Consider the following 24906-nt stretch of genomic DNA (forward strand, 5'->3'; position numbering starts at 1 on the left):
CGCGAAAACGACGCCCGCCCGAGCAACGCAACGCTAGGGAAAACCCGAGATCACATGAACGCGCAAAACGGGTTTATGCTGCGTTTGTTCTTGATATACCATATTGGATATATTCAAATAATGATGCTGCGCTTCATACCAACAGGGAGACACCCACCTCAATGGCTGATACGTATGTTGGAATCCGCCCGACGCCCCTGACGCTTGCACTTGTGCCGATCAGTGCATCGGCTTCGTTGCGCGACCAGGCGTATGCGCGCCTGAAGCAGGCTATTGCCGATGCGGATATTTACCGGTCGCGCGAAGAGATCCGGCTCGACGAAAAGGAACTGACCGAAGCGCTCGGCGTGAGCCGGACGCCGGTTCGCGAGGCGATGACGCTGCTTGAACAGGAAGGTTTCCTGCGCACGGTGCCACGACGCGGCATCTATATTCAGCGCAAGACGAAGCGCGAAATCGTCGACATGATCTATATGTGGGCTGCGCTCGAAAGCATGGCTGCGCGGCTCGCGACGCTGCACGCGTCGGAAGAGGACATAGCGGGATTGCGCCGCATGTTCGACGATTTCCGCGATGCCACGCCGGCCGACCATATAGAAGAGTATTCGGAAGCAAACCTCGCGTTTCATCAGGCGATTCTGGAGTTATCGCAATCGCAGGTGATTCTCGACACAATGAAAAACCTCTTCGTTCATGTGCGCGCAATCCGCCGCATGACGATTGCGCAGAGCGACCGCGCGTCGCGATCGATCGTGGATCACATGCATATCATCGAGGCGCTGGAGCAGCGGGATACTGAGCGCGTCGAAAGTCTCGTCCGGCAGCATTCGGTGGAACTCGCGCAGTTCGTGGAGACGAATTGCGATTTTCTCGATTGAGGGTCGTGGTTTCGTTTGGTTGCGTTTGGCTTGAGGCCGTGTAAATCCGGCTGAGTATGTTCGCTCACAGCGCTTTACTGTTAGGAATCCGTATGGTTTTACGCAAGCGTTTGCGCCTGACTTTCTCACCACTCAATCCCGTTCAAAACGGCCAAGGCTTTCAACCTGCCGCTTGTTTTTACGAGGCCGGAAATCAACCAAAATTCATTGGCCGCAAAAATTCCGAAGTCACCGCAAGTTGGTGCAACGCAAACATAAAAGCGCCCGGAACCGTATCAAATCGTCCCAAACCTATTCGCCGCAGTGCAGCAATGACGTATCGAAACAAAAAGCTGCTTGACTAATACTGTGTGTGGAATATTGTATATCACGAACTACACAAACACCCCGCCAAAGGAGGAGACGTCATGGCCGAAGTAGTAAGCAATCCGCAGAGCGCCACTGCAAACGACACGCTGGAAGAAAAGAAGGCGGAAACGACGGATGGATTTCATCTTGTTATCGATGCACTGAAGCTGAACGACATTCACACCATTTTCGGTCTGGTGGGCATTCCCATCACGGACCTCGCGCGTCTCGCGCAAGCCGAAGGCATGCGCTTTATCGGCTTTCGCCATGAGCAGCATGCGGGCAACGCAGCCGCCATCGCCGGTTACATGACCAAGAAGCCGGGCATCTGCCTGACTGTGTCCGCGCCGGGCTTCCTGAATGGCCTGACCGCGCTCGCCAACGCGACCACCAACTGCTTCCCGATGATCCTGATCAGCGGTTCGAGCGAGCGTGAGATCGTCGACTTGCAGCAGGGCGACTATGAAGAAATGGACCAGTTGAACGCGGCGAAGCCTTATGCGAAGGCCGCGTATCGCGTATTGCATGCGGAAGATATTGGCGTCGGTATCGCACGTGCGATCCGTGCGGCTGTGTCCGGGCGTCCTGGCGGTGTTTATCTGGACCTGCCGGCCAAGCTGCTCGCGCAGACCATCGATGCCCTCAAGGCGCAGCAATCGCTGATTAAGGTTGTCGATGCCGCGCCGAGCCAGCTTCCCGCTCCGGATTCGGTGAAGCGCGCAATCGACGTATTGAAGGGCGCGAAGCGTCCGCTGATCTTGCTCGGCAAGGGCGCAGCCTACGCGCAAGCCGACGCTGAAATCCGCGCATTCGTGGAGAAGAGCGGCATTCCGTATCTGCCGATGTCCATGGCGAAGGGCCTCTTGCCCGATACACACGAACAATCGGCGTCGGCTGCCCGCTCGTTCGTGCTGCAGGAAGCGGACGTCGTGGTGCTGATCGGCGCGCGGCTGAACTGGCTGCTGTCGCACGGCAAGGGCAAGACGTGGGGCGCGGCGCCGAAGAAGTTCGTCCAGATCGACATTTCGCCGACGGAAATCGACAGCAACGTTGCGATCGCCGCGCCGGTGATCGGCGACATTGGTTCGTGCGTGTCGGCGCTGCTGACGGAAATCCAGTCGGGCGGCTTCACGAAGCCGAGCGTGGAATGGACCGGCGCGATCACGGAAAGGAAGAGCAAGAACCTCGCGAAGATGGCCGCGACGCTCGAGCAAAATCCGTCGCCGATGAACTTCCACAGCGCCCTGCGCGCGATCCGCGACGTGCTGAAGACGCGCCCGGACATCAACGTGGTGAACGAAGGCGCGAACACGCTGGACTATGCGCGCAGCATCATCGACATGTACGAACCGCGCAAGCGCTTCGATTCCGGCACGTGGGGAATCATGGGCATCGGCATGGGCTTCGCGATCGGCGCGGCTGTGACGAGCGGCAAGCCGGTGGTCGCAATCGAAGGCGACAGCGCGTTTGGCTTCAGCGGCATGGAACTGGAAACCATCTGCCGATACGACCTGCCCGTTGTCACCATCGTCTTCAATAACAACGGCGTGTATCGCGGCACGGACGTGAACCCGACCGGCGGCAAGGACGTTGCGCCGACCGTGTTCGTGAAGGGCGCGCGCTACGACAAGATGATCGAGGCGTTCGGCGGCGTGGGCTTTAACGCCGAGACGCCGGAGCAACTGACCAAGGCGCTGCTGGAAGGTATTGCATCAGGCAAGCCGACGCTGATCAACGCTGTTATCGACGAAGCTGCCGGCACGGAGAGCGGCCGTCTGACGAACCTCAATCCGCAAAGCGCGGCGATGAAAAAGTAAGGCAACGCCCAAGGAGACATGACATGAGCAAACCACTCGACGGCATCAAGATCATCGACTTCACGCACGTCCAGGCCGGCCCGGCTTGCACGCAGTTACTCGCGTGGTTCGGTGCAGACGTGATCAAGGTCGAACGTCCAGGTTCGGGCGATGTGACACGTAACCAGTTGCGCGACATTCCCGACGCCGACGCGCTGTACTTCACCATGTTGAACAGCAACAAGAAGTCCCTCACGCTCGACACGAAAAAGCCCGAAGGCAAGGAAGTGCTGGAAAAGCTGATCCGCGAGTCCGATGTGCTGGTGGAGAACTTTGGTCCGGGCGCGCTCGACCGGATGGGTTTTTCGTGGGAACGGTTGAATGAGTTGAACCCGAAGATGATCGTGGCGTCGGTGAAAGGCTTCAGCGACGGCCATCATTACGACGACCTCAAAGTCTATGAAAACGTCGCTCAGTGCGCGGGCGGCGCGGCATCGACCACCGGCTTCTGGGACGGTCCTCCGACCATCAGCGCGGCCGCGCTCGGCGACAGCAACACCGGCATGCATCTGGCCATCGGCATTCTGACGGCGCTGATTGGCCGCGATAAAACCGGCAAGGGCCAGAAGGTCGCGGTATCGATGCAGGACAGCGTGTTGAACCTGTGCCGCGTGAAATTGCGCGACCAGCAGCGTCTGGACCGCGTGGGTTATCTGGAAGAGTATCCGCAGTATCCGCACGGCGAATTCAGCGACGTGGTTCCGCGCGGCGGCAACGCCGGCGGCGGCGGTCAGCCGGGCTGGATCCTGAAATGCAAGGGCTGGGAAACGGATCCGAACGCGTATATCTACTTCACGATCCAGGGTCATGCCTGGGCGCCAATCTGCAAGGCGCTTGGCAAGCCGGAATGGATCGACGACCCGGCGTACAAGACGGCTGAGGCACGTCAACCGCACATCTTCGATATCTTCGCGACCATTGAAACCTGGCTCGCCGATAAAACCAAGTTCGAAGCCGTCGATATTTTGCGCAAGTTCGATATTCCGTGCGCGCCGGTGCTGACCATGAAGGAACTGGCGAACGATCCGTCGCTGCGCGCAAGCGGCACGATCGTGGAAGTGCCGCACAGCGTTCGCGGCTCGTATCTTACGGTCGGCAGCCCGATCAAGTTTTCGGACCTGAAGCCGGAAGTGACCGCTTCGCCGCTGCTCGGCGAGCACACGGAAGAAGTTTTGGCGAGCCTCGGTTACAGCCAGCAGGAAATCTTCAACCTGAAGGAAATCCAGGCAGTGTGAGCGTCTGGTTCATGTAGCAAAAAGTAGTCGAAGCACCGGGGTCTCATTCTTCGAGACCCCGCACAATGCGGCGTCACAAAGCGGACGCCGCGTTGACTGAATCACTGCCCTTCCAGATTTGGCGGAATCGCGATCGATTACAAGTCGGTCAACCGCCGCAGCCGTCGATACCCTTACGGATGAATCACGCGCCAACGTGCCGCTCGCGCACGCCTGCGCGTCGCGGCTTCCCATCGTCAGGATTTAACAGGAGGTTTCAAATGCACGTCGAGGTCCTTGGGCAATACAAACTCGAACTGTCCGCGATGCAGTTGATCCACAACGGCGGCTGGGCGGCCTATCTCGCCATTCGCACCGTCGATGAAAACCAGCAGGCCCAATCCGGCTTACTGCCGTATCAGCATGTGGTGGACGAAGCCGTGTTCGAAAGCGAAGCCGCGGCAATAGCCGGTGCGCGCCGCGTGGCAATGGCAATGCTGAGCACCGCGCCCGCGCGCTAACTAACGCCTGGGCGTTTAATGATTGGTAATCCTGAATTAGCCGCCTAATAAAATGTCTGATAAGTCGCGCACATTCACCGACTCAGCGGACGCATAAAACAAATGCGCGACGTCAGACCAAATAAGCAATAAAAGCGGTTGCAGAAATACGATGTTCAAAATACGATATATCAGAAGGGGCGAGCCAAAGCAGTTCGCCCGACGCGCAAGCCGTCGCCGACCCATGAGCAGCCCACGGTAGATAAGCCGGCAAAGTCCGGCAACCGAACCGAGCGCAATGCCAGGCAGACAAGGATCAATTTAGGGAGACGAAAATGGGCAAGGCATTGGAGGGTGTGAAGATCCTCGACTTCACGCACGTGCAGTCGGGGCCGACCTGCACGCAGTTGCTGGCGTGGTTCGGCGCGGACGTGATCAAGGTGGAGCGCGCGGGCGTGGGCGACGTCACGCGTGACCAGCTTCGCGACATTCCGGAGGCGGACAGCCTGTATTTCACGATGCTGAACCACAACAAGCGTTCCGTCACCATCGATACAAAGAATCCCGAAGGCAAGCAGGTTCTGGAAGAGCTGATCCAGGTGTGCGACGTCATGGTCGAGAATTTCGCGCCGGGTGCGCTGGACCGGATGGGCTTCACCTGGGAGCGCGTGCAGGAACTGAATCCGCGCATGATCGTGGCGTCGGTGAAAGGCTTTGGTCCCGGACCCTACGAAGATTGCAAGGTCTACGAGAACGTTGCGCAATGCGTGGGCGGAGCCGCGTCGACCACGGGTTTCGACGATGGTCCTCCCGTTGTGACCGGCGCGCAGATCGGCGACTCGGGAACCGGGCTGCATCTGGCGCTTGGCATTGTCACGGCGCTGTATCAGCGTCATTCGACCGGCCGCGGCCAGTACGTGTTGTCCGCCATGCAGGACAGCGTGCTCAATCTGTGCCGCGTGAAGTTGCGCGACCAGCAGCGCCTCGAACGCACCGGCGTGATGAAGGAATACCCGCAGTATCCCAATGGAGAGTTCGGCGAAGCCGTGCCGCGTGCGGGCAATGCATCGGGCGGCGGCCAGCCCGGTTGGATCCTGAAATGCAAGGGCTGGGAAACCGATCCGAACGCGTATATCTATTTCATTACGCAAGCGCCCGTGTGGGCAAAGATCTGCAATGTGATCGGCAAGGAGGAGTGGGCGACCGATCCGGACTACGCCACGGCCGCCGCGCGCCTGCCGCACCTGAAGGAGATCTTCGCCGAGATCGAACGCTGGACCATGACGAAGACCAAGTTCCAGGCCATGGACATCCTGAACAAGTACGACATTCCATGCGGCCCGATCCTTTCGATGAAAGAAATCGCCGAAGAACAGTCGCTGCGCGAAACCGGAACCATTGTGGAAGTCGATCATCCGGTGCGCGGAAAATATCTGACTGTTGGCAATCCTATCAAATTGTCCGATAGCCCCACTGAAGTCACGCGTTCGCCGTTGCTCGGCGAACACACGGATGAAGTGATGGCCGAACTGGGTTACCAGCCGGAACAGATTGCGCATTTGCGGGCTGTCGGCGCCATTTGAGCGCGGGCTTGCACGAAAAGATGACGCGACGCGGCCCATGCGGCGGCGTCAGCGCACCCCATAAAAACTTGCAGGAGACATTCGATGAAAACGTGGATACGGTTTCGGAACGCGCACGGCCAGACGGGTTTCGGCGTTCTGGAAAACCATCGCATCACGCAGTACGACGGCGAGATGTTCGGGACGGCAACGCCGGGCGCGAAGCTGCTGAGCCTGGAAGACGTCACGCTCCTGAGTCCGTGCGTACCGACAAAAGTCGTTGCGCTCTGGAACAACTTTCACGCCCTTTCCGAAAAGCTGGGAAAGGCCGCGCCCTCTCATCCGCTCTTTCTCATCAAGCCGCCAACCTCCGTGATCGGCCACGGCGAACCTATCCAGCGTCCGAAAGCGTACAGCGGCAAGATTGCGTATGAAGGCGAACTTGCCATTGTGATTGGCAAGCGCTGCAGCAATGTATCGGCGGAAGAAGCCGACGACTACATCTTCGGCTATAGCTGCATCAACGACGTCACCGCCGCCGAACTCCTCAACGAAGATCCCAACTTCGCGCAATGGTGCCGCTCGAAGGGCTTCGATACATTCAGTTGCATTGGACCCGCGATCCAGCGCGATTTCGACTGGCGTAACGCACATGTCATCACTCGGCTCGATGGTGTCGAGCGCCAGAACTATCCGCTCTCGGACATGATCTTCTCGCCCGCGCAGCAAGTGAGCCTGATCTCGCAGGACATGACGCTCGAGCCCGGCGACGTGATCGCGTGCGGTACGTCCGTTGGCGTGGGATCGATCAAGGATGGCGCGACGGTTGAAGTGTCCATCGGCGGGATTGGCGTGTTGTCGAACGTTTTAGCGGGCGGGGTCTGACATGGCGATGACCATTGCAGTGCCGCGCGAGATTCGCGCTGGCGAGCGTCGCGTTGCAGCGACGCCCGAGACTGTCGGCCAGTTGCTGAAGCTTGGCTTTTCCGTGAATGTGGAATCGCAGGCAGGACTCGCCGCCTCATTCGATGACGACGCCTACCGTGCGGCCGGCGCACACATTGTGAGCGACACGAACGCGTTATGGTCCGACGCCGACATTGTGATCAAGGTCCGCGCGCCGGAGCCGCAGGAAGCCGCGTTGCTCAAGCGAGGCGCAACGCTGATCAGCTTCATCTGGCCCGCGCAAAACGCGGCGCTTCTCGCACAGCTTGCCGCGGCTGGCGCCAACGTCATGGCGATGGACAGCGTTCCCCGCATCTCGCGCGCGCAAAAGCTGGACGCGCTCAGCTCGATGGCGAACATGGCGGGTTATCGCGCGGTCATTGAAGCGGCGCAGCATTTCGGACGCGTGTTCACCGGACAGATCACCGCGGCCGGCAAGATGCCGCCGGCGAAAGTGCTGGTGATCGGCGCAGGCGTTGCAGGTCTCGCGGCGATTGGCGCGGCACGTGGTCTGGGCGCCATCGTGCGTGCTTTCGATACGCGCGCCGAAGTCGAGCAGCAAGTCGAAAGCATGGGCGCGGTGTTCCTCACGGTCGACATGGAGGAAGAAGGCAGCGGCGGTGGTGGCTACGCGAAACAGATGAGCGCGGAGTTCATCGCGGCGGAAATGGCGCTGTTCGCGGCGCAGGCGAAGGAAGTCGACATCATCATCACGACCGCGCTGATTCCGGGCAAGCCCGCGCCGAAGCTGATCACCGCCGAGATGGTCGGCATGATGCGCGCGGGCAGCGTGATCGTGGACATGGCGGCCGAGCAGGGCGGCAATTGCGAACTTACCCAGCCGGGCGAAGTGGTGCAGGTCCACGGTGTATCGATAGTCGGTTACACCGATCTCGCGAGCCGCATGGCGACGCAGTCGAGCCAGCTTTACGGCACGAACATCCGCCACTTGCTGACCGATCTGACGCCGCAGAAAGATGGCGTCGCGAAGATCAACATGGACGACGACGTGATGCGTGGCGCGACCGTCGTGCATGAAGGCGCCGTGAGCTGGCCGCCGCCCCCGCCGAAAACGGTTGCCATCGCGGCGCACAAGCCCGCGCCCGCGAAGCCCGTGGCGGCGGAAGTCAAGGAAGAGCCGCGCAATGGTTTCGTCTCGGTTGTGATTCTGGCCGTCGCCGCGCTGGCGCTGCTCGCGCTCGGCGCGGTCGCGCCGCCTGCGTTCGTCGCGCATCTGACCGTCTTCGTGCTCGCGGTGTTCGTGGGTTACCAGGTGGTCTGGAACGTGACGCCCGCGTTGCACACGCCGCTGATGAGCGTGACCAACGCGATCAGCGGGATCATCGTGATCGGCGCGCTGCTGCAACTCGGCACGTCCGACACGCTGGTGACGGTGCTTGGCGGTATCGCGTTGCTGGTTGCCACGATCAACATTGCAGGCGGGTTCCTCGTGACCCAGCGCATGTTGAAGATGTTTCAGCGCAATTAAGGAGAAAAAACATGCTGAACGGAATTGGCAACATTGCGTATCTGGGCGCGGCCGTGCTCTTCATCCTGAGCCTGCGCGGACTGAGTCATCCGAGCACCGCGCGCCGGGGCAACCTGTATGGCGTCGCGGGCATGCTGATCGCCGTTGTGGCGACACTGCTCATTGCGCAAGGAGCGGGGCTCGCGGTCGTGCTGGCGGCGGCCGTGATTGGCGCGGCGATCGGCGCCGTGCTCGCGCGGCGTGTCGAGATGACGCAAATGCCGCAGCTTGTCGCCGTGCTGCACAGCTTCGTGGGGCTGGCGGCGGTGCTGATCGGCTTCACCAACTACCTGATGCCGCTTGGCGATATCGCCGGCGCCGAGCTGACCATCCACCTGTGCGAGATCTATCTCGGCGTGTTCATTGGCACGATCACCTTCACGGGATCCATTGTCGCGTTCCTGAAACTGCAAGGCACGATCAGCGGCAAACCGCTCGTCTTGCCCGCGCGGCACCTTCTGAACCTCGCGGTGCTCGCGGCGTGCGTGGCGTTGGGATACCGGTTCCTCACGGCAAACGTGATCACCGACGGCATCACCGCGTTGCTCATCATGATCGTGCTCGCCGCGGCGCTCGGCGTGCATCTCGTGATGGCGATCGGCGGCGCGGACATGCCCGTGGTCGTCTCCATGCTCAACAGCTATTCCGGATGGGCGGCCGCCGCAACGGGCTTCATGCTCAGCAACGACCTGCTGATCACGACCGGCGCGCTGGTCGGCTCTAGCGGCGCGATCCTGAGCTACATCATGTGCCGCGCGATGAACCGCAGCTTCTTGTCGGTGATCCTTGGCGGCTTCGGCGCGGCAAGTGGGACGAGCACGGCGGACGTGGGCGGCGAAGTGGTGGCGACCAGCATCGATGAAGTCTGCACCATCCTGCGCGATGCCTCCGAGGTCATTATCGTGCCGGGTTACGGCATGGCCGTGGCGCAGGCGCAGACGACCATCAGCGACATCACGCGCAAGCTCGAGGCACTCGGCGTGCGCGTTCGCTTCGGCATTCATCCGGTCGCGGGCCGTCTGCCCGGCCATATGAACGTGCTGCTTGCTGAAGCGAAGGTGCCGTATGACATCGTGCTCGAAATGGACGAGATCAACGAGGACTTCCACACCACGGACGTCGTGCTCGTGATCGGCGCGAACGACATTGTGAATCCGGGTGCGCTGGAAGATCCGGGCAGTCCGATTGCAGGCATGCCGGTGCTCGAAGTGTGGAAGGCGCGCACGGTGGTGGTGTCTAAGCGCGGCATGGCGACCGGCTATGCGGGCGTGGACAATCCGCTTTTCTACAAGGACAACACGCGCATGCTGTTCGGCGACGCCAAGACGAGCGTCGACGCGTTGCTGCGCCAGTTGTCGGCCGCCTGATCACAAGACTGGAATCCCATGATCCGCTCACGCAAAGCCAGGATTGTCGCCACGCTCGGTCCCGCGACTTCCGATATCGATACGATCACGCAACTCTTCAACGCGGGCGCGGACGTGTTCCGCCTGAACTTCAGCCACGGTTCTCACGCGGATCACAAGCGCCGCTACGACCTCGTGCGCGAAGTCGAGCGCGTTTCCGGCCGGCCCATTTCCATCCTCGCCGACATGCAGGGTCCCAAGTTGCGGGTCGGCCCGTTTGCCGCGGGCAAGGTGATGCTGGCCGAAGGCGCGGAATTTTCACTCGATACCAACCCCGCACCCGGCGACGTGAATCGTGTGTACCTGCCGCATCCCGAGTTGTTCGAGGTCGTGGCCGCGGGCCAGTCGCTGCTGCTCGACGACGGCAAGCTGCGCCTCGAAGTACTCGATAACAATGGCGAGCGCATCCATACACGTGTGAAGCATGGCGGCGCGTTGTCGGACAGAAAGGGCGTGAACGTGCCGGACACCATCTTGCCCATTCCCGTGCTGACGCAAAAGGATCGCGTCGACCTGGAGTTCGCGTTGTCGCTCGGCGCGGACTGGATCGCGCTCTCGTTCGTGCAGCGTCCTGAAGATCTGGTCGATGCCCGCGAGTTGATAGGCGATCGCGCCGGCCTGATGGTCAAGCTGGAAAAACCGGCGGCGCTGGATCGTCTGGATGAAATCGTCCAGGCGTCCGATTCCGTGATGGTCGCGCGTGGCGACCTGGGCGTGGAACTTCCGCCCGAGCGCGTGCCGGGAGTCCAAAAGCGCATTCTTCGGTCATGCCGCAGCCACGGCAAGCCGGTGATCATCGCCACGCAAATGCTCGAGTCGATGATCGCCGCGCCCGTGCCGACCCGCGCGGAGGCGTCTGACGTGGCTACGGCAATCTACGACGGCGCTGATGCCGTCATGCTTTCGGCGGAATCGGCCAGCGGTGCTTTCCCGGTGCAGGCGGTCGCGATGATGGACCGCATCATCAAGGAAGTGGAGCACGATCCGTTGTATCGCAGCCTGATCGACGCGCAGCATGAACTGCCGCTGAACACGCCGGGCGACGCGATTTGCGCCGCGTTGCGCGATGTTGCGCAAACGATCAACGCGGTGGTCGCGGTGACCTACACCACGTCGGGACACACGAGCTTGCGCGCCGCGCGCCAGCGTCCGGCAGCGCCTATCCTGAGCATTACGCCGAAGCTTGCGACCGCGCGCCGTCTCGCGCTGGTGTGGGGCGTGCACTCCACGGTAAGCCCGGATATTGGTTCCGTCGACGAAATGGTGAGCGCCGCGTGCGGTACCGCTGCGCGGGAAGGCTTCGCGAGCCCGGGCGATCAGGTCGCCATTGCAGCCGGCATGCCGTTCGGCGAATCCGGCACGACAAACCTGCTGCGGATTGCACGCGTTTAGGCACGATGTAATTAAACGCTGCACGTGTACGCGCGCCTGAAAATCGCGCGCCGGCTATGCACGTCCGAATTTTATAAGGCATCCGAAATATATAAGCTTTAACTAATCCAAGGCATAAGAAACTTTCACTTTCGTTAATGGATGAAGGTTGCCATCATGGTTTCAGCCTGAGCAGTCAACGCACCGCATAAGGATGCCGGCGCGCGACGTGGAGACCGTCGCTGTCGCACGGCATGAACGAAACAGCGGCTTTCAACCACGCGCCGAGATATTCGCATCGCCTGAAGCCGGACTGAGGCTTTCGTCCGGCCCGACAGAATTCGTTATTTAAAACAGGAAGAGACCGATGAAAATCTGTGTATATGGCGCCGGCGCGATCGGCGCGTACCTGGGCGCGCAACTCGCTTTAGCCGGCGCGGATGTCAGTTTCGTCGCGCGTGGCCCGCATCTGGCGGCCATGCAGTCGAAGGGCGTGCGGCTGCAGATCGACGGAACCGAGCGGACCGTCAAGGTGCGATGTTCGTCCGACCCACGTGAACTCGGTGTTCAGGACTACGTGATCATTGCGTTGAAGGCGCATTCGGTGCCGGGCGTGGTCGGCGCAATGCAACCGCTGCTGGGTCCCGATACCGCCATCGTCACCGCCGTCAACGGCATTCCCTACTGGTATTTCCACAAGCACGGTGGCGAGTTTGCGGATACCACGCTCGACAGCATCGACCCGGGCGGCGCCCAGTGGAAGCAACTCGGACCTGGGCGCGCGATTGGCTGCGTGGTGTACCCCGCAGCCGAGATCACGGAACCCGGTGTGATCCGCCATGTATATGGCAAAAAATTTCCTATCGGTGAGCCGAGCGGCGAGCGCACCGAGCGGATTCAGAAACTGAGCGAAATCATGGTGGCGGCCGGACTCGACGCGCCCATCCGCGACAATATCCGCGACGAGATCTGGCTCAAGCTGTGGGGCAATCTCTGCTTCAACCCGATCAGCGCCCTGACCCACGCAACGCTCGACGTGATCACGAGCGATCGTGCAACGCGCGATGTATCGCGGACCATGATGCTGGAAGCCAAGTCCATCGCGGAACGTTTTGGCGTGCATTTTCGCGTCGATGTCGAAAAGCGCATTGACGGCGCGGGTGCCGTCGGCGCGCACAAGACTTCCATGCTGCAGGATCTGGAAGCCAATCGTCCGATGGAAATCGACCCGTTGCTGACCGTGGTGCAGGAAATGGGCCGGCTGGTCGGGCAGGCAACGCCGACTATCGATACGGTGCTGGCGCTGATCAAGCTTCGCGAGCAGATTGCGCAGCACGTGCCGGCGCCAGCGCCCGAACCCGCGCCGGTCAGCTGAAAAGGCATGTCGATTTCCTGCAAGGCCATTCGTCGTCAGGTAAGGGAGCGCGCAGCCTCGTTGTGCGTGCTTCCTTCTTTCGAATGATCGAACAGGAGATGCTTCATGACTTATGTCGATGGATTTGTTGCCGCCGTGCCCACGGCCAACCGCGAGGCGTTCCGGCAGCACGCGCAGATGGCCGCGGGGGTTTTCAAGGAGCACGGCGCGCTGAAAGTTGTCGAGTGCTGGGGAGACGATGTGCCGGAAGGCACGCTGACTTCGTTTCCAATGGCCGTCAAGCGCAAGGACGACGAGACGGTCGTGTTCTCGTGGATCCTCTGGCCGTCGCGTCAGGCGCGCGACGACGGCATGAAAGCGGTGATGGCCGATCCGCGCGTGCAGCCCGACAAGAATCCCATGCCGTTCGATGGCAAACGCATGATCTACGGCGGTTTTGAAATGATCGTGGAGGTGTAAGGCGCGGGCCCGGCGCGCGCTGAGCGAGCCGGGCGACACGCTAAGATAGCGCTTCGCCAAGCTCATCGCGCACGCATGATTTCCAGCCAGTACATCAGCCGCATCACATTGCAGCGGGACAAGGTCGAATCGTTCGATGCTTATCCGTTTTCGCTTCCCGCAGTTCGGTCGCTGGACACGCTCGACCTGCATCCGAAGGTGACGTTTTTCGTCGGTGAAAACGGCTCGGGGAAGTCGACGCTGCTGGAAGCGATTGCCGTTTCCATGGGTTTCAACGCGGAAGGCGGCACGCGGAATTTTCGCTTCGATACCCGGTCGTCCCATTCCACGCTCGACGCGTATCTTCGCGTCGCCAAGGGCTTCAAGAAGCCGAGGGACGGATTTTTCCTGCGCGCCGAAAGTTTCTTCAACGTCGCAACGGAAATCGAAAATCTTGATGCCGCCGGCGGCTTTGGCCCCCCGGTCATCAACTCTTACGGCGGGCAGTCGCTGCACGAGCGGTCGCACGGCGAGGCGTTTCTCGCGCTGTTGATGAACCGCTTCGGCGGCAAGGGGCTGTATCTGCTGGACGAACCCGAGTCCGCGCTTTCGCCGCAACGGCAGCTTGCCGCGCTGGCGCGCATCCACGACCTGGCGGGCGACGACTCGCAGTTTGTCATTGCCACGCATTCGCCCGTTCTCATGGCCTATCCGGACGCTTGGATTTACCAGTTCACTGCCGACGGCGTCGCGCGCGTGAATTACGACGACACCGAACACGTCCAGATCATGCGCGCGTTCATGGCGAATCCCGGGCGGATGATCCGCACGCTTCTAGACGATGAAAAGTGATTGCCAGGCATCGGCAAGGATGACCTGAAACGCGTCCGCCCTGGAAAAGACGCGGCGAAGCGCACGGTTTGATCTATAAAACGCAGTTCGCCGCGCAAGTTTTCCAGCCATACGCGTTGCGCGAAAACCGCCGAAAACCCCACGGGACAAGGGCGGACAATTATTAGAAGAATAGATCGAGCGGTGTGGCAGGACCGGGCGTGATGTTTGCGGTAATAAACGCACAACTGCTCATTATTGCTGCCATGTCCCGCTTTGCATCGCCATTTGTTTCGCGTCTTGTCATGCTGCTGAAGGCAGGTTTAGGCAATCTGGGCCAAAGAAACCATGTGGCCGTGCTCTGGCAACGCGTCCAACCGGCCCAAGAAGCCATCCAAACTGATGTGAGCAAGGGGCAAACCGGGGCGGCGTCATGTTGATACAAACCTTTGAAACCCTGGCGACGTGGCTGGCAATATGCGGTTTGCATTTTTCACTGCTGACGCCCGCAGCGCTGGCGCATGCGTTCGGTTCGCTGCTGGGCGTTATGGTGGGCGTTGTGTTGCCGCTTGGGATTGCCGTGAGTGCACACCGGCGACTGGAAGAACTTTAAGCACCCACCGCTTTGCTGCGGCGCGCAAAGCAACGCGCTTGATCTTCGCGCCGCTTGAGGCGCACCATGAAAAACGCTGTCTGTCCTGAGCGAACCAGTGCCCGCCTTTGGAGGCGAAGATGCCGGAAATCAATCAGCAAAGAGTCGTCGAAATTCTTAACGAGATCCTCGAATCGGAACTCGCCGGCGTCGTCCGATACACCCACTATTCATTCCTCGTATTCGGCTTCGGCCGCATTCCCATTGTCGGGTGGTTGAGGGAACAAGCCGACGAATCGCTGCTGCACGCGCAGCAGGCCGGCGAATGGATCACGACGCTCGGTGCGTATCCATCGCTTGAAATCGGACCTTTGCTCGATTCCCATACCTTCGACATAGGCTCCATTCTTCGCGAGTCGCTCGAAAGTGAAAAGATCGCGCTGGGTCACTACCGGGCGTTGCTGGCGCAGGTCGAAGGCCGCTCGATAGCGCTTGAGGAATACGCGCGGCAGATGATTCACGTGGAAGAACTGCACGCGGGCGAAGTCGACAAGATGCTGCGACGGCCCGGCGCCGTCGCCACGCTGCCGGAAGCCGGACTGGCGAAAGATCTGCTGTAGTCCGGCGCTCGAGATTCAGCGCAGCGGCCGGAAAAACGCCCGGATCTCTTCCGCGAGTTCATGCGGCGTTTCCATGGCGGCGAAGTGGCCGCCTCGTGGCATGGTGCTGTATCGCTGAAGGTTGTAGACGCGTTCGATCCACGAGCGCGGCGGCATCGGCAATTCGTGCGGGTAATGCGCAATGCCGGTCGGCGGCAACACGCGTTGTCCGCTCGCAAAATGCACCGGCCGCCGCCGGCTCTCCAGATACATGCGAAACGATGACCCTATCGTGCCCGTGAACCAGTAGATGGAAATGTTCGTCAGCAACGCATCGAGCGAAAACACCCGTTCGACGTCGCCGCCGCAATGGCTCCATCCGCGGAATTTCTCCACTATCCACGCCGCCAGACCCGCTGGCGAGTCATTCAGCCCAAACGCGAGCGTCTGAGGTTTGGTGCCCTGTATGTGCCCGTAGCCGCCTTCCGCGTCGGCCCAGGTTTTGGCTGTATCTAGAAATTGCGTTTCTTCCGGCGAAAGCGGCGTCTCACCGTTATCCAGCGGCGGCCGATACGACCCCGGAATGTAATTCAGATGAAGCCCGGCCACGTTTTCCGGATTCTGGAACGCCAGCCACGTGGACACGCTCGAACCCCAGTCGCCGCCTTGCGCGCCGAACCGTTCGTAGCCAAGACGCTTCATCAGCGCTGCCCACAGGCGCGCGACCTCGAACGGTCCCGTGCCCGGCGCGCATGGCGCGGACGAAAATCCATATCCGGGCAGCGACGGCACCACGACGTCAAACGCATCGCGCGGATCGCCGCCGTGGCTGGCGGGATCGGCGAGAAGGGGAATGATTGCCTCCATTTCCATGAACGATCCCGGCCAGCCATGCGTGAGGATCAGCGGCAACGGCGCCGGCCCATTTCCCCGCCGATGCACGAAGTGAATGGTTTTATCGTCTATACCCGTGGTGAATTGCGGCAGCGCGTTGAGCCGCGATTCCTGAGCGCGCCAGTCGAACGAATTTCGCCAATAGTCGACAAGGCGCCTGAGGAACGCCTCATCCGTTCCTTCGCTCCATCCCGAATCCGCAAGACTGTGCGGCCAGCGCACGCGAGACAAGCGCTCCTGAAGATCGTGCAGCGCGCTATCGGAGATGGCTATCTGAAAAGGCGTGACGTTCATGGCAGCACCGAAGTTGGTTTTCGTTGCCGCCGATGCTACTGCAGTTCCGCAATTACCGTCCCGGCACACGTCTGGAAATCCCACGGCCGTGCTATGGTATCCGGCTCGATTTCGCGTTATTCGAGTGATCGGGCACGCCATTTCACCCACGAAATACTCTGGACGTTTTATGAAAAAAGTTTCGCTTTTGCTTTCGATGGTCTTGATCGCTTCATCGGCGTATGCCGCCGCCGCTACGGAAACGCTGCCTTCGGGCGTGACCGTCACGCAACTGAAGGCGGGTACGGGCGCACAGCCCACTGCCGCCGATACGGTCACGGTGAACTACCGCGGCACGCTCGCGGACGGCACCGAATTCGACTCATCGTATAAACGCGGCACGCCGGCTTCGTTCCCGCTTGGACGCGTTGTTCCGTGCTGGACCCAAGGCCTTCAAAAGATGAAAGTCGGCGAGAAGGCCAAGCTGGTTTGCCCGCCGGCCACGGCTTATGGCGATCGCGGCGTGGGCGCCATTCCGCCGAACAGCACGCTGACCTTTGAAGTGGAACTGCTGAAGATCGGCAACTGAGCGCGGCGCGTCAAGCTGCATTGGGCGGTTCGCCTGCGCGGTGTTTTTTTCGGAAGACGCGCGCGGTGGACCGTACATCCAGGGCAAAGATGCCCTAGGCCGCCGACCGGTCCATCGTGATGCTTTTCGCGCGTTTCTGAAGTTCCGTCAGCAGGCGTCGCACCCTTTGCTGCTGGACGACCAGCAGGTTGCTTTCATCGACAAGCGCCTGGATACGGCTTTGCCAGTAATCAGGGTCCATGCCGTGAACGGCGCCAGCCGGGCTGTTTTTCACGATCGTGCGGATCATGCGCTCCAGATGGTCGAGTCGCTGATCGGCTAAACTCGCCGGCAGCAGATTTTCGGTTCCGGGCCGCGGCGTTTTCTTCTGGGCGTTCATACCAATACCTCGTCGACCTTTACCGGCCGCACCGTTTCTAACGGGGCCGTGATAGTGCCTTGTTCGATTATTGCGCGGCGCCGCCGAGCGATTCGTGCAGCGCGCGCCCAGCGGTCGACGAAAAATGGAGACCGCTGCGCGATTTTTAGCGCGAACCTACGATTCCCACGCTTGCCGCCGTAAACACTTGGGTCGGCGTGAGATGGGGAGATGGAAGGTGATTCAATAACTCAACCATAGCGCGGCGGTTTTGCTCCGCTTTACCCCACGTCTCAGTTTTCAAAATTAAATTGGCGACGCCCCGGCGTGCGCCTATTTTTGATTCACCAGGACCCGCCCAGGCGCTCAACGCACATGTCATCGCCCTTCCTTCCAGACGACGCGCTTTCTGCCGGCATTACCCGCAACACGTTCAGTACGCACGGCGTGGCGAGGACCGGCCAGTTGCTCGCATGGCGGGAACGGGTCGGGCACGTGGTGGACGTGCCGCCCGCAAAGTCGCAACTCGCCGATGGTTTTCGCGGTCGTATCGATAAATACGTGGCCGGCGACATCGTCTTTACGGATTCACGCACGGACGCGCTCACGCTTGAGCGCTCGGTGGCGAGAGTTTCCGCCGACATGCGTCGCGACTACGTGTTCCATCTGTTCGTGGAAGGCGGCGTGGGCCAGGTTTCGGGCACGCCCACCAAACGCAGCGCGGCAAATTCATCGGGCGGAATGATTGCGTTCGATCTGGATCAGCCGTTTCGCGTCGAGCGTCCCGCTTGCCATGTGCTGACACTTTTTGCGCCGAAAGCAGTGGTGGACGCCGCGTTTCCCGGAGCGGACTCAATCCACGGCCGCATCGTGGGGCAAGGCTCGCCGCTGACCCAGCTCGTTTTCGACCACGCCAACGCGCTCGCGCGCCATCTGCCGCGCATGAGCGCCGTGCAGGCCCAGGGCGAGCTGGACGCCGCCACGCAACTGCTGATTGCCGCGTTTCGCAAGCAGGTGCGTCTCTCCGGCGACACTCGCGCGGCGGTCCAGGTCGCTGTGCTGGGCCAGGTGCGCAGATACATTGAGGCAAATCTGCATCAGCCGGAGCTGTCGCCGTCGAGCGTGGTCGAAGCGCTGCAACTCAAGCGCGCGACGATTTATCGATGGTTCGAGCATGAAGGCGGCCTGGGCGCGTACATCCGCAACCGGCGCTTGCGGGAAGCGGCCGGCGAGCTGGTGCGCTTTCCCAACCTGCAAGTCATCGATATTGCCTACGGGCTGGGTTTCAGGAGTGCGTCGGATTTCACGCGCGCGTTCCGGCGCGCTTACGGCATGAGTCCGCAGGATGCGCGCGTGCGCGCCTTCGAGTTGCAGCGCGCGGGCACACCCGGCGTGTTGTCGCCGTACGGGCCGGGCGGAAAATAACTCAGCGCGAGATCAACGCGCGGGCGCCGGAAAGCGCCACAGCGCGAACAGCGTGACGCATGTCGCGGCGACCAGATACCACGCGGGCAACATCGGATTGTTGGTTGCAGCGATCAGCCACGTCACGATAAGCGGCGAAAATCCGCCGAAGAGTGTCACGCCGAAGCTGTACATCATCGAAAGCGCGGCGGCGCGGTGCGAAGGCGCAAACGCTTCCAGCATCATGACCGTGCTCGCGCCCGCGTTGTTGAGCGCCAGAGCCACGTACGCCAGGATGATCGCCGTCGCGGCGGCGTCGCTCACGCCCGTCTTGAGCGCGAGAAACGTGGGATACGTCAGCACGAGGCAGATCGCGAGCATCAGGTACTGAATCGGCTTGCGGCTCGCCTGCCGGTCGGCAACCCGCGCGACGAGCGGATTGACGACCAGGATCACGAGGCCGGAGAGACTGGCGATCAGGAGACTGATCGCAGCCGGCCTGTGCAGCGTGCGCACCAGATAGCTCGGCATATAAAACACGGTGATATAGATGCCAACCGACGGCGCGGCCATCATCAGCGTGCCGTAGCAGAGCGTGCGCGCGTGTTGCCTGAAGATGGTGGTGAAACGCGGCCGTTCGGGCGCGTTGATGGTGACGGATGGCATGCGCCGCCGCAAATACCATCCCACCGGACCGATAAAACCGCCGAGCACGAAGGGAATGCGCCAGCCCCAGTCGTGCATGGCTTCGGGTGAAAGCAGCGCGGTGGTGATCGCGCCGACCAGCGCGGCCGCGAACGCCGCCGCGCCCTGGCTCGCGCCGCGCCAGCTTGTCAGATAACAGCGCCGGTCGTGCGGCACGGATTCCATCAGCACTGCCGACGCCGGGCCGATCTCCCCGCCCGCGGCGAGCCCTTGCATCAGCCGCGCGATCACCATCAGCCACGTTGCAGTGACGCCAATGGACGCGACAGTCGGCAGGCACGCGATCAGCCATGTGCCGAGCGTCATGAGCGTGATCGACCACGTCATGGCAGTTTTGCGCCCGCGCGTGCCTGCCACATGGCCAATAAACATCGCGCCGAGCGGACGCATGACAAAACCCGCGCCAAACGTTCCCAGCGAAAGCAGGAGCGAGGAGAGCGGATTATTGGACGGAAAGAACAGCCGGCCGATAATCAGCGCCGAAAAGCTGTAGACCGTAAAGTCATAGGCAACGAACGCGTTGCCTATGATCGTCGCGACGACAATGCCCCCGGGCTTCGTGCCGAAAGGCTGGCCGGACGGCTGCGTTGATTCGTTACCTGCTGGTTGCATGCGCGCGGTGCTTTGGGTGTCTGAACGTCAACGCGCGATGATAAGCGGGTTTTCGCATCGACACCCGCACGATAAAAAAATCAACTGTTCAAGCTAACGATTTCGCGAGGTTGTCGAATTCCGCGAGCCATGACGTGCGCCACGTTTCGCGCGTGGCTGGGTCGATCCACGCGCCGTCGATGCCATTGATCATGAAGCCGCGCAGATCATCCAGACCAAAACCGAAGTGGCTGAACATCAGTTCCCAGGCTTCGCTCGGATTTACCTTGTGCAGCGTGGGATCGTCGGTATTCGGATGAATCTTCAGGCCCAGTTCCGGCATCCGGCGAATCGGATGCCGCTCGGCCCAGTGCTCCGGCGGCAATGTGCGCAAATAGTACGAGTTGGTCGGCACCACGGTGAAGACAATGCCGCTCGCGGCGTACTTCGCCGCGAGCGCGGGATTATCGACAATCGTATAGCCGTGATCCAGCCGGTCCACTTTCAATAACTCGATAGCCGTTTCCACGTTGCGCCACGGCATGCCGAATTCGCCCGCGTGCGCGGTCGTTCGGAACCCCGCTTCGCGCGCATTGCGATACGCCTTCCAGAACAATTCCGGCGGCCGGTCGTTCTCGCGATAATCAATGCCGATGCCGGCGACTTCATCGGCGCGATGCGCTTTCATCCATTCGACCAACGCCACTGCTTCGTCCGGATCGGCTTCGCGGTCAATGCTCGGAATCAGCCGGGCCGACATGCCGAAGTCGCGCGACGCGTCGCGGATCGCCTGGACAATGCCCGCCTGCGCATCGCCGTATTCAATTTTCGATACACGCACCGTTCCTGTCGGATTCCAGAAAAACTCGGCATGGCGCACGTTATGGGCGGCGGCGTCCTCGAGATATTCATACGTGATCCGATGCAGGTCGTCCGGGCCCGTGAGAAGGTATTCGTCGAGCGCACGCAGCACGCGCAACACGCCGACAGGCTTGTCGCCGCGCGTATAAAACGCATCGATTTCGGCGCGCTTGATCGGCGCACGGCTCTTTTGCGCGAGCGCCACGAACGTCTCGTGGCGGACCGCGCCCAACAGATGGCAATGCAGTTCGGCCTTCGGAATCGCCTTGAAAAATGCGCGGTGCGCATCCGTGATTTCTATTCCCGTGCGTGAAGCCGGCACGTTGCCGTATGTCTCGTTCGTTTCTTTCATGGTTCCCGGTACTAGCGGTGATGCGAAAATTAATGATGCTTGACTACGGTCCAGAAGTAATACCCAAGCGGAATGGCCAGCACGACGAGACCCCACGGCACTTCCTTGAAGCGTCCGGCGAGCAGTTTCACGATCACAAAACACAGCAGGCCGCCCGCAATGCCCGTGCCGAAACTGTTCGACATCAGCGTGAGCAGGACCATGGAAAGGACCGGGAAAGCGTCGGTGAAATCATCGAAATGCGCGTGGCGGATGGTGCTGAACATCGACAGGCCAATCAGGATCAGCGCGGGCGCCGTGGCTTCTTTCGGGATCGCGAGCGCGACCGGCACGAACAGCAGCATCAGCGCGAACATGGCCGCCGCCGCGAGCGACGAAAGCCCGCTGCGTCCGCCCGCTTCCACGCCCGCCGCGGATTCGACCAGCGCGGTCAAGGCCGGAATGCCGAGCACGGGACCGAGCGTGGCCGCGATCGAATCGACCAGGAATGGGCGATTGATGTTCGGCAGGTTGGCGTTTGCATCGAGAAGATTGGCTTTTGCGCCGACCGCGAGCGTCGTGCCGAGGGTCGAGAAAAACTCGGCGGCGAAGAACACGAACAAATACGGAATGGCCGCGACTGTCAGCGCGCCCGGAATGTCCAGCTTGAACGCGACCGGCATGATGTCGTGCGGCAGGGAGATCATGGTCGACGGCAGATGCGTGACGCCGAGCGGCACGCCCGCAGCCGCGGCAATCAGGATTGCCCAGAGAATCGCGCCGGGGATTTTCCGGCCCTGCAGCACCACGGCGGCCGCCAGTCCGATCAACGCCACAATTGTGCCGGGACGCGAAAAGTCGCCGAGCGCGAGCGCATTGGTCCTGGCGTTCGCGATCACCATGCCCGCGTTGCGAAATCCCAGCACCGCGATAAACAACCCGATCGATGCACCCAGCCCCAGCTTGATCTGCTGTGGAATCAACCGCACGACAAGGCTTCGTGCCCCGACCAGCGTGAGAATCAGGAACAGCAGTCCGGAGACGAATGCAATGCCCAGTCCGGTTTGCCATGCGACATGTTCGGTGGCGGCAAGCGTCACGCCGAGGATCACGGACCCGCCAATGCCCGGCCCGACAATGAACGGCAGGTTCGTATAAAGCCCCATCAGGACCGTGCTCAGGACGAACACGATGATGGTCGAGGTCGTCGCCGCGCCGCGATCCATGCCGCCGGTGGCAAGCAATGACGGGATCACGACGAGCAGATACGCCGCCGCGAGAAACGACGTGATGCCCGCGAGCGTCTCGACGCGCACGCTGGTCTTGCGCTCGCTCAATGCAAAGCGGCGATCCAGCCAGCCGCCCGGCTTGTGGGTTACGGTTGCATCGGGAGAAGCCATCGAAGATTCCTTGTTCACTATTTTTTCCTTGAGCGCGGGCCGGCGCACACGCGTTTTATACTGCGGCGCATCTATCCAACTGGTAGCGCTTCATGTCCGATCGTTCAGGCCCGTTGCCCGCGCTGACCTTGCGGCAAGTGCAGTACTTCGTCGCGCTCGCGCATGCGCGCAGCTTCACGCAAGCCGCACAGTCGCTCTCGCTCACGCAACCCGCGCTGACCGCCGCGATCCGTCAGATCGAATTCCTGCTCGGCGGGCCGCTGTTTCTGCGCTCCGCGCATCGCCTGACGCTCACCGACGCGGGCGCGAGCATCCTGCCGCTCGCCGAGCGCTTGCTGAACCACGCGCGCGGCACCTTCGACGACATGGCGAGCACGTTCCTGGAACGGCTGCAGACGGTGCGCATTGCGATGATTCCATCCGTGGCGGGACGCTTGCTGCCCGTGCTCAACGCCTTTCGCGAACAGCGGCCCGCGCTGCGCTTCACGCTTACCGACTTGCCGAACACGGCGCTGATCGACGCCGTGCGCGACGGCGTGGCGGATATCGGCATTGGCGTGCACGAGCCGGAAGCGAACCACGAAGCCCTGCGTTTCAGGGATGTCTTCGAGGACGAGATCGTGGTCGTCGTGCGGCGTGACGACCCGCTCGCGAAGCTCAAGACCGTGCCGTGGAAAAAGCTCGTAGGCCGCGATCTTGCCGTGTTCGTGCGCGGCAGCGTGAGCGATACCTTGCATAGAACCAGTGGCGACGAAAAGCTGCGTCTCTCGGTGACCTACACCATGGAATACACCGAGCCGCTGTATGCGTTGGCGCGCAACGGGCTCGCGATCGCGGTCATGCCGAGTCTTTACACCCTGCATCTGCACGACCCCGAACTGATCGCGCTGCGGCTCGATAAACCTCGCGTCACCCGCGCCATTGCGCTGATTTCCCTGGCAGGCGTCGACCGCGGCCCGCACGTAAAAGCGTGTTGGGACTTTGTCGCCGCGCACATTTAAGCTCTACGCGGCTCAAGGCAACGTCGCAATGCTGGCGCGCAGCGCGGCGTAGAACGCGTCGGCATCGACATCCGTGATCCACGTCGCGTTGGGCGTCCGCCCGCTATGTCCCGACCAGTCGACGACCGTTTCACCCAGCGTCCATTGGCCGGTTGTTTCGACCACCACGTTCACCAGCTTGCCTTTGAACAGGCTCGGATCGACCAGATAACCTGCCGCGGTGGGATCGTACATCGGCGCTTCTTCCACGCCCCGGCGGCCTTTCTGGTACTTCACTTCGGCCGCCATGATGTCCGCGACAATCGTGCCGCAGCGGTTGCCAATCGCGCGGATCGGCGCGATGCGAGCCGGCGTGATCGGCGCTTTCACGGCGACATCGCGCGGCAGCACGACAATCGGAACGCCGCTCGAGAACACGATGCTCGCCGCTTGCGGATCGACATACACGTTGAATTCGGCGGCCGGCGTGATGTTGCCGCGCTCGAAGAACGCGCCGCCCATCAGCACGATTTCGCACAGCGCGTCGCGAATTTCGGGCGCTTCGGTCAGCGCGGTCGCAATGTTCGTGAGCGGTCCGATCGCGCACAGCGTGACGCTTTTCGGCGGCGCGGCTTTCAAGGTATCGATGAGATACGCCACCGCGTGCTGGCCGCCAAGCGCGCCGAGCGGCTCGTGCAGTTCGACGCCTTCCAGCCCGGTCTTGCCGTGCACGTTCGCGGCGGTAATCAGTTCGCGCATGAGCGGACGCGGGCAGCCCGCATAGACGGGCAGTGTTTTCGTGGCGCCCGCCCAGTCGCGGATGATGCGCGCGTTGCGCTCCGTCAGGTTCAGCGGCACATTGCCCGCCACGGCGGTCAACGCGCGCACGTCGAGCCGGTCGCGCGCGCCGAGCGCGAACAGGATGGCGATGGCGTCGTCCTGACCCGGATCGCAGTCGATGATCACCGTGCGGCGCTCGCCCGCCGCATGCGCGAGCGGGTTGAACAAAGCTGAAGCGCTCAGCGCAGCCGATGCCTTCAGGAAACTGCGTCGGGTAAAACTCGAAGTCTGGCTCAT

25 protein-coding genes are annotated in these 24906 nt (G+C 61.4%); 19 read left to right on the forward strand and 6 right to left on the reverse strand.

The window, feature by feature from the left end; translation table 11 throughout:
- The first annotated feature begins 161 nt into the window (after nucleotides 1-161).
- The 16 genes from ACRWA7_RS01265 (at nucleotide 162) to ACRWA7_RS01340 (ending at nucleotide 15464) form a co-directional block, all read left to right on the forward strand.
- Nucleotides 162-878 (forward strand): GntR family transcriptional regulator, encoded by a 717-nt coding sequence (locus ACRWA7_RS01265; RefSeq protein ID WP_060856488.1) that lies wholly within the window; start codon nucleotides 162-164, stop codon nucleotides 876-878.
- Nucleotides 879-970: 92 nt separating this feature from the next.
- The gene (locus ACRWA7_RS01270; RefSeq protein WP_157766639.1) at nucleotides 971-1222 is read left to right on the forward strand and encodes a hypothetical protein; all 252 of its coding nucleotides are present in this window, start codon (nucleotides 971-973) and stop codon (nucleotides 1220-1222) included.
- Between the two features lie 63 nt (nucleotides 1223-1285).
- The gene (gene oxc / locus ACRWA7_RS01275; RefSeq protein WP_438390731.1) at nucleotides 1286-3043 is read left to right on the forward strand and encodes an oxalyl-CoA decarboxylase; all 1758 of its coding nucleotides are present in this window, start codon (nucleotides 1286-1288) and stop codon (nucleotides 3041-3043) included.
- Nucleotides 3044-3066: 23 nt separating this feature from the next.
- Nucleotides 3067-4317, forward strand: coding sequence for a formyl-CoA transferase (gene frc, locus ACRWA7_RS01280; protein ID WP_438390732.1), 1251 nt, complete (start codon nucleotides 3067-3069; stop codon nucleotides 4315-4317).
- Between the two features lie 260 nt (nucleotides 4318-4577).
- Complete coding sequence (locus tag ACRWA7_RS01285) at nucleotides 4578-4817, forward strand: hypothetical protein (protein ID WP_060856485.1); 240 nt, start codon at nucleotides 4578-4580, stop codon at nucleotides 4815-4817.
- Nucleotides 4818-5131: 314 nt separating this feature from the next.
- Nucleotides 5132-6379 carry a formyl-CoA transferase gene (gene frc, locus ACRWA7_RS01290; protein ID WP_438390733.1) on the forward strand — a complete coding sequence of 416 codons (1248 nt, stop codon included), beginning with the start codon at nucleotides 5132-5134 and terminating at the stop codon, nucleotides 6377-6379.
- A gap of 84 nt (nucleotides 6380-6463) precedes the next feature.
- Entirely contained in the window at nucleotides 6464-7243 is a 780-nt protein-coding gene (locus ACRWA7_RS01295; protein WP_438390734.1) for a fumarylacetoacetate hydrolase family protein, read from the forward strand.
- 1 nt (nucleotide 7244) lies between these two features.
- Nucleotides 7245-8792: a Re/Si-specific NAD(P)(+) transhydrogenase subunit alpha gene (locus tag ACRWA7_RS01300; protein ID WP_438390735.1), complete on the forward strand. Its 1548-nt coding sequence runs from the start codon at nucleotides 7245-7247 to the stop codon at nucleotides 8790-8792.
- 11 nt (nucleotides 8793-8803) lie between these two features.
- Complete coding sequence (pntB, locus tag ACRWA7_RS01305; RefSeq protein WP_438390736.1) at nucleotides 8804-10198, forward strand: Re/Si-specific NAD(P)(+) transhydrogenase subunit beta; 1395 nt, start codon at nucleotides 8804-8806, stop codon at nucleotides 10196-10198.
- An 18-nt stretch (nucleotides 10199-10216) separates the two neighbouring features.
- Complete coding sequence (gene pyk / locus ACRWA7_RS01310) at nucleotides 10217-11629, forward strand: pyruvate kinase (RefSeq protein ID WP_438390737.1); 1413 nt, start codon at nucleotides 10217-10219, stop codon at nucleotides 11627-11629.
- A 346-nt stretch (nucleotides 11630-11975) separates the two neighbouring features.
- Nucleotides 11976-12983 (forward strand): 2-dehydropantoate 2-reductase, encoded by a 1008-nt coding sequence (locus ACRWA7_RS01315; protein WP_438390738.1) that lies wholly within the window; start codon nucleotides 11976-11978, stop codon nucleotides 12981-12983.
- A gap of 105 nt (nucleotides 12984-13088) precedes the next feature.
- Nucleotides 13089-13442 carry a DUF1428 domain-containing protein gene (locus ACRWA7_RS01320; RefSeq protein WP_438390739.1) on the forward strand — a complete coding sequence of 118 codons (354 nt, stop codon included), beginning with the start codon at nucleotides 13089-13091 and terminating at the stop codon, nucleotides 13440-13442.
- Nucleotides 13443-13517: 75 nt separating this feature from the next.
- Complete coding sequence (locus tag ACRWA7_RS01325; RefSeq protein WP_438390740.1) at nucleotides 13518-14273, forward strand: AAA family ATPase; 756 nt, start codon at nucleotides 13518-13520, stop codon at nucleotides 14271-14273.
- Nucleotides 14274-14476: 203 nt separating this feature from the next.
- On the forward strand, nucleotides 14477-14692 hold the full coding sequence (locus tag ACRWA7_RS01330) for a hypothetical protein (protein ID WP_438390741.1): 216 nt from the start codon (nucleotides 14477-14479) through the stop codon (nucleotides 14690-14692).
- A complete protein-coding gene (locus tag ACRWA7_RS01335; RefSeq protein ID WP_438390742.1) occupies nucleotides 14686-14865 on the forward strand; it encodes a hypothetical protein in 180 nt (59 codons plus the stop codon). Before ACRWA7_RS01330 ends, ACRWA7_RS01335 begins: the two co-directional genes overlap by 7 nt.
- 119 nt (nucleotides 14866-14984) lie before the next feature.
- Nucleotides 14985-15464, forward strand: coding sequence for a ferritin-like domain-containing protein (locus ACRWA7_RS01340; RefSeq protein ID WP_060856474.1), 480 nt, complete (start codon nucleotides 14985-14987; stop codon nucleotides 15462-15464).
- A 15-nt stretch (nucleotides 15465-15479) separates the two neighbouring features.
- On the opposite strand, the gene ACRWA7_RS01345 is transcribed toward ACRWA7_RS01340, so the two are convergent.
- A complete protein-coding gene (locus tag ACRWA7_RS01345) occupies nucleotides 15480-16631 on the reverse strand; it encodes an epoxide hydrolase family protein (RefSeq protein ID WP_438390743.1) in 1152 nt (383 codons plus the stop codon).
- A 169-nt stretch (nucleotides 16632-16800) separates the two neighbouring features.
- Here ACRWA7_RS01345 and ACRWA7_RS01350 point away from each other — a divergent pair, with 169 nt between their 5' ends.
- Nucleotides 16801-17199, forward strand: a complete 399-nt coding sequence (locus ACRWA7_RS01350) for an FKBP-type peptidyl-prolyl cis-trans isomerase (protein ID WP_060856472.1) — start codon at nucleotides 16801-16803, stop codon at nucleotides 17197-17199.
- A gap of 94 nt (nucleotides 17200-17293) precedes the next feature.
- Here ACRWA7_RS01350 and ACRWA7_RS01355 read toward each other — a convergent pair whose 3' ends face one another.
- Nucleotides 17294-17578: a hypothetical protein gene (locus ACRWA7_RS01355; protein WP_060856471.1), complete on the reverse strand. Its 285-nt coding sequence runs from the start codon at nucleotides 17576-17578 to the stop codon at nucleotides 17294-17296.
- A gap of 354 nt (nucleotides 17579-17932) precedes the next feature.
- Between ACRWA7_RS01355 and ACRWA7_RS01360 the strand changes: the two genes are divergently transcribed.
- Nucleotides 17933-18982 carry a helix-turn-helix transcriptional regulator gene (locus ACRWA7_RS01360; RefSeq protein ID WP_438390744.1) on the forward strand — a complete coding sequence of 350 codons (1050 nt, stop codon included), beginning with the start codon at nucleotides 17933-17935 and terminating at the stop codon, nucleotides 18980-18982.
- A 12-nt stretch (nucleotides 18983-18994) separates the two neighbouring features.
- On the opposite strand, the gene ACRWA7_RS01365 is transcribed toward ACRWA7_RS01360, so the two are convergent.
- The 3 genes from ACRWA7_RS01365 to ACRWA7_RS01375 form a co-directional block, all read right to left on the reverse strand.
- Nucleotides 18995-20278, reverse strand: coding sequence for an MFS transporter (locus ACRWA7_RS01365; protein ID WP_438390745.1), 1284 nt, complete (start codon nucleotides 20276-20278; stop codon nucleotides 18995-18997).
- 88 nt (nucleotides 20279-20366) lie between these two features.
- The gene (locus ACRWA7_RS01370; protein WP_438390746.1) at nucleotides 20367-21470 is read right to left on the reverse strand and encodes an adenosine deaminase family protein; all 1104 of its coding nucleotides are present in this window, start codon (nucleotides 21468-21470) and stop codon (nucleotides 20367-20369) included.
- Between the two features lie 29 nt (nucleotides 21471-21499).
- Nucleotides 21500-22849: an NCS2 family permease gene (locus tag ACRWA7_RS01375; protein ID WP_438391024.1), complete on the reverse strand. Its 1350-nt coding sequence runs from the start codon at nucleotides 22847-22849 to the stop codon at nucleotides 21500-21502.
- A gap of 92 nt (nucleotides 22850-22941) precedes the next feature.
- On the opposite strand from ACRWA7_RS01375, the gene ACRWA7_RS01380 reads away from it, so the two are divergent.
- The gene (locus tag ACRWA7_RS01380; RefSeq protein ID WP_438390747.1) at nucleotides 22942-23850 is read left to right on the forward strand and encodes a LysR family transcriptional regulator; all 909 of its coding nucleotides are present in this window, start codon (nucleotides 22942-22944) and stop codon (nucleotides 23848-23850) included.
- 12 nt (nucleotides 23851-23862) lie between these two features.
- Here ACRWA7_RS01380 and ACRWA7_RS01385 read toward each other — a convergent pair whose 3' ends face one another.
- Nucleotides 23863-24906 carry a nucleoside hydrolase gene (locus ACRWA7_RS01385; RefSeq protein WP_438390748.1) on the reverse strand — a complete coding sequence of 348 codons (1044 nt, stop codon included), beginning with the start codon at nucleotides 24904-24906 and terminating at the stop codon, nucleotides 23863-23865.

The organism is Caballeronia sp. DA-9, from assembly GCF_051615025.1.
Classification (GTDB): domain Bacteria; phylum Pseudomonadota; class Gammaproteobacteria; order Burkholderiales; family Burkholderiaceae; genus Caballeronia; species Caballeronia sordidicola.

Coding starts and splice junctions, on each gene's coding strand:
- ACRWA7_RS01300 (WP_438390735.1), top strand. CDS start 7,245: ATGGCGATGACCATTGCAGTGCCGCGCGAGATTCGCGCTGGCGAGCGT.
- ACRWA7_RS01270 (WP_157766639.1), top strand. CDS start 971: ATGGTTTTACGCAAGCGTTTGCGCCTGACTTTCTCACCACTCAATCCC.
- oxc (WP_438390731.1), top strand. CDS start 1,286: ATGGCCGAAGTAGTAAGCAATCCGCAGAGCGCCACTGCAAACGACACG.
- ACRWA7_RS01360 (WP_438390744.1), top strand. CDS start 17,933: ATGTCATCGCCCTTCCTTCCAGACGACGCGCTTTCTGCCGGCATTACC.
- pyk (WP_438390737.1), top strand. CDS start 10,217: ATGATCCGCTCACGCAAAGCCAGGATTGTCGCCACGCTCGGTCCCGCG.
- ACRWA7_RS01330 (WP_438390741.1), top strand. CDS start 14,477: ATGTTTGCGGTAATAAACGCACAACTGCTCATTATTGCTGCCATGTCC.
- ACRWA7_RS01320 (WP_438390739.1), top strand. CDS start 13,089: ATGACTTATGTCGATGGATTTGTTGCCGCCGTGCCCACGGCCAACCGC.
- ACRWA7_RS01265 (WP_060856488.1), top strand. CDS start 162: ATGGCTGATACGTATGTTGGAATCCGCCCGACGCCCCTGACGCTTGCA.
- ACRWA7_RS01375 (WP_438391024.1), bottom strand. CDS start 22,849: ATGGCTTCTCCCGATGCAACCGTAACCCACAAGCCGGGCGGCTGGCTG.
- ACRWA7_RS01345 (WP_438390743.1), bottom strand. CDS start 16,631: ATGAACGTCACGCCTTTTCAGATAGCCATCTCCGATAGCGCGCTGCAC.
- pntB (WP_438390736.1), top strand. CDS start 8,804: ATGCTGAACGGAATTGGCAACATTGCGTATCTGGGCGCGGCCGTGCTC.
- ACRWA7_RS01380 (WP_438390747.1), top strand. CDS start 22,942: ATGTCCGATCGTTCAGGCCCGTTGCCCGCGCTGACCTTGCGGCAAGTG.
- ACRWA7_RS01335 (WP_438390742.1), top strand. CDS start 14,686: ATGTTGATACAAACCTTTGAAACCCTGGCGACGTGGCTGGCAATATGC.
- ACRWA7_RS01325 (WP_438390740.1), top strand. CDS start 13,518: ATGATTTCCAGCCAGTACATCAGCCGCATCACATTGCAGCGGGACAAG.
- ACRWA7_RS01340 (WP_060856474.1), top strand. CDS start 14,985: ATGCCGGAAATCAATCAGCAAAGAGTCGTCGAAATTCTTAACGAGATC.
- ACRWA7_RS01370 (WP_438390746.1), bottom strand. CDS start 21,470: ATGAAAGAAACGAACGAGACATACGGCAACGTGCCGGCTTCACGCACG.
- frc (WP_438390732.1), top strand. CDS start 3,067: ATGAGCAAACCACTCGACGGCATCAAGATCATCGACTTCACGCACGTC.
- ACRWA7_RS01385 (WP_438390748.1), bottom strand. CDS start 24,906: ATGAGCCAGACTTCGAGTTTTACCCGACGCAGTTTCCTGAAGGCATCG.
- ACRWA7_RS01295 (WP_438390734.1), top strand. CDS start 6,464: ATGAAAACGTGGATACGGTTTCGGAACGCGCACGGCCAGACGGGTTTC.
- ACRWA7_RS01355 (WP_060856471.1), bottom strand. CDS start 17,578: ATGAACGCCCAGAAGAAAACGCCGCGGCCCGGAACCGAAAATCTGCTG.
- ACRWA7_RS01315 (WP_438390738.1), top strand. CDS start 11,976: ATGAAAATCTGTGTATATGGCGCCGGCGCGATCGGCGCGTACCTGGGC.
- ACRWA7_RS01350 (WP_060856472.1), top strand. CDS start 16,801: ATGAAAAAAGTTTCGCTTTTGCTTTCGATGGTCTTGATCGCTTCATCG.
- frc (WP_438390733.1), top strand. CDS start 5,132: ATGGGCAAGGCATTGGAGGGTGTGAAGATCCTCGACTTCACGCACGTG.
- ACRWA7_RS01285 (WP_060856485.1), top strand. CDS start 4,578: ATGCACGTCGAGGTCCTTGGGCAATACAAACTCGAACTGTCCGCGATG.
- ACRWA7_RS01365 (WP_438390745.1), bottom strand. CDS start 20,278: ATGCAACCAGCAGGTAACGAATCAACGCAGCCGTCCGGCCAGCCTTTC.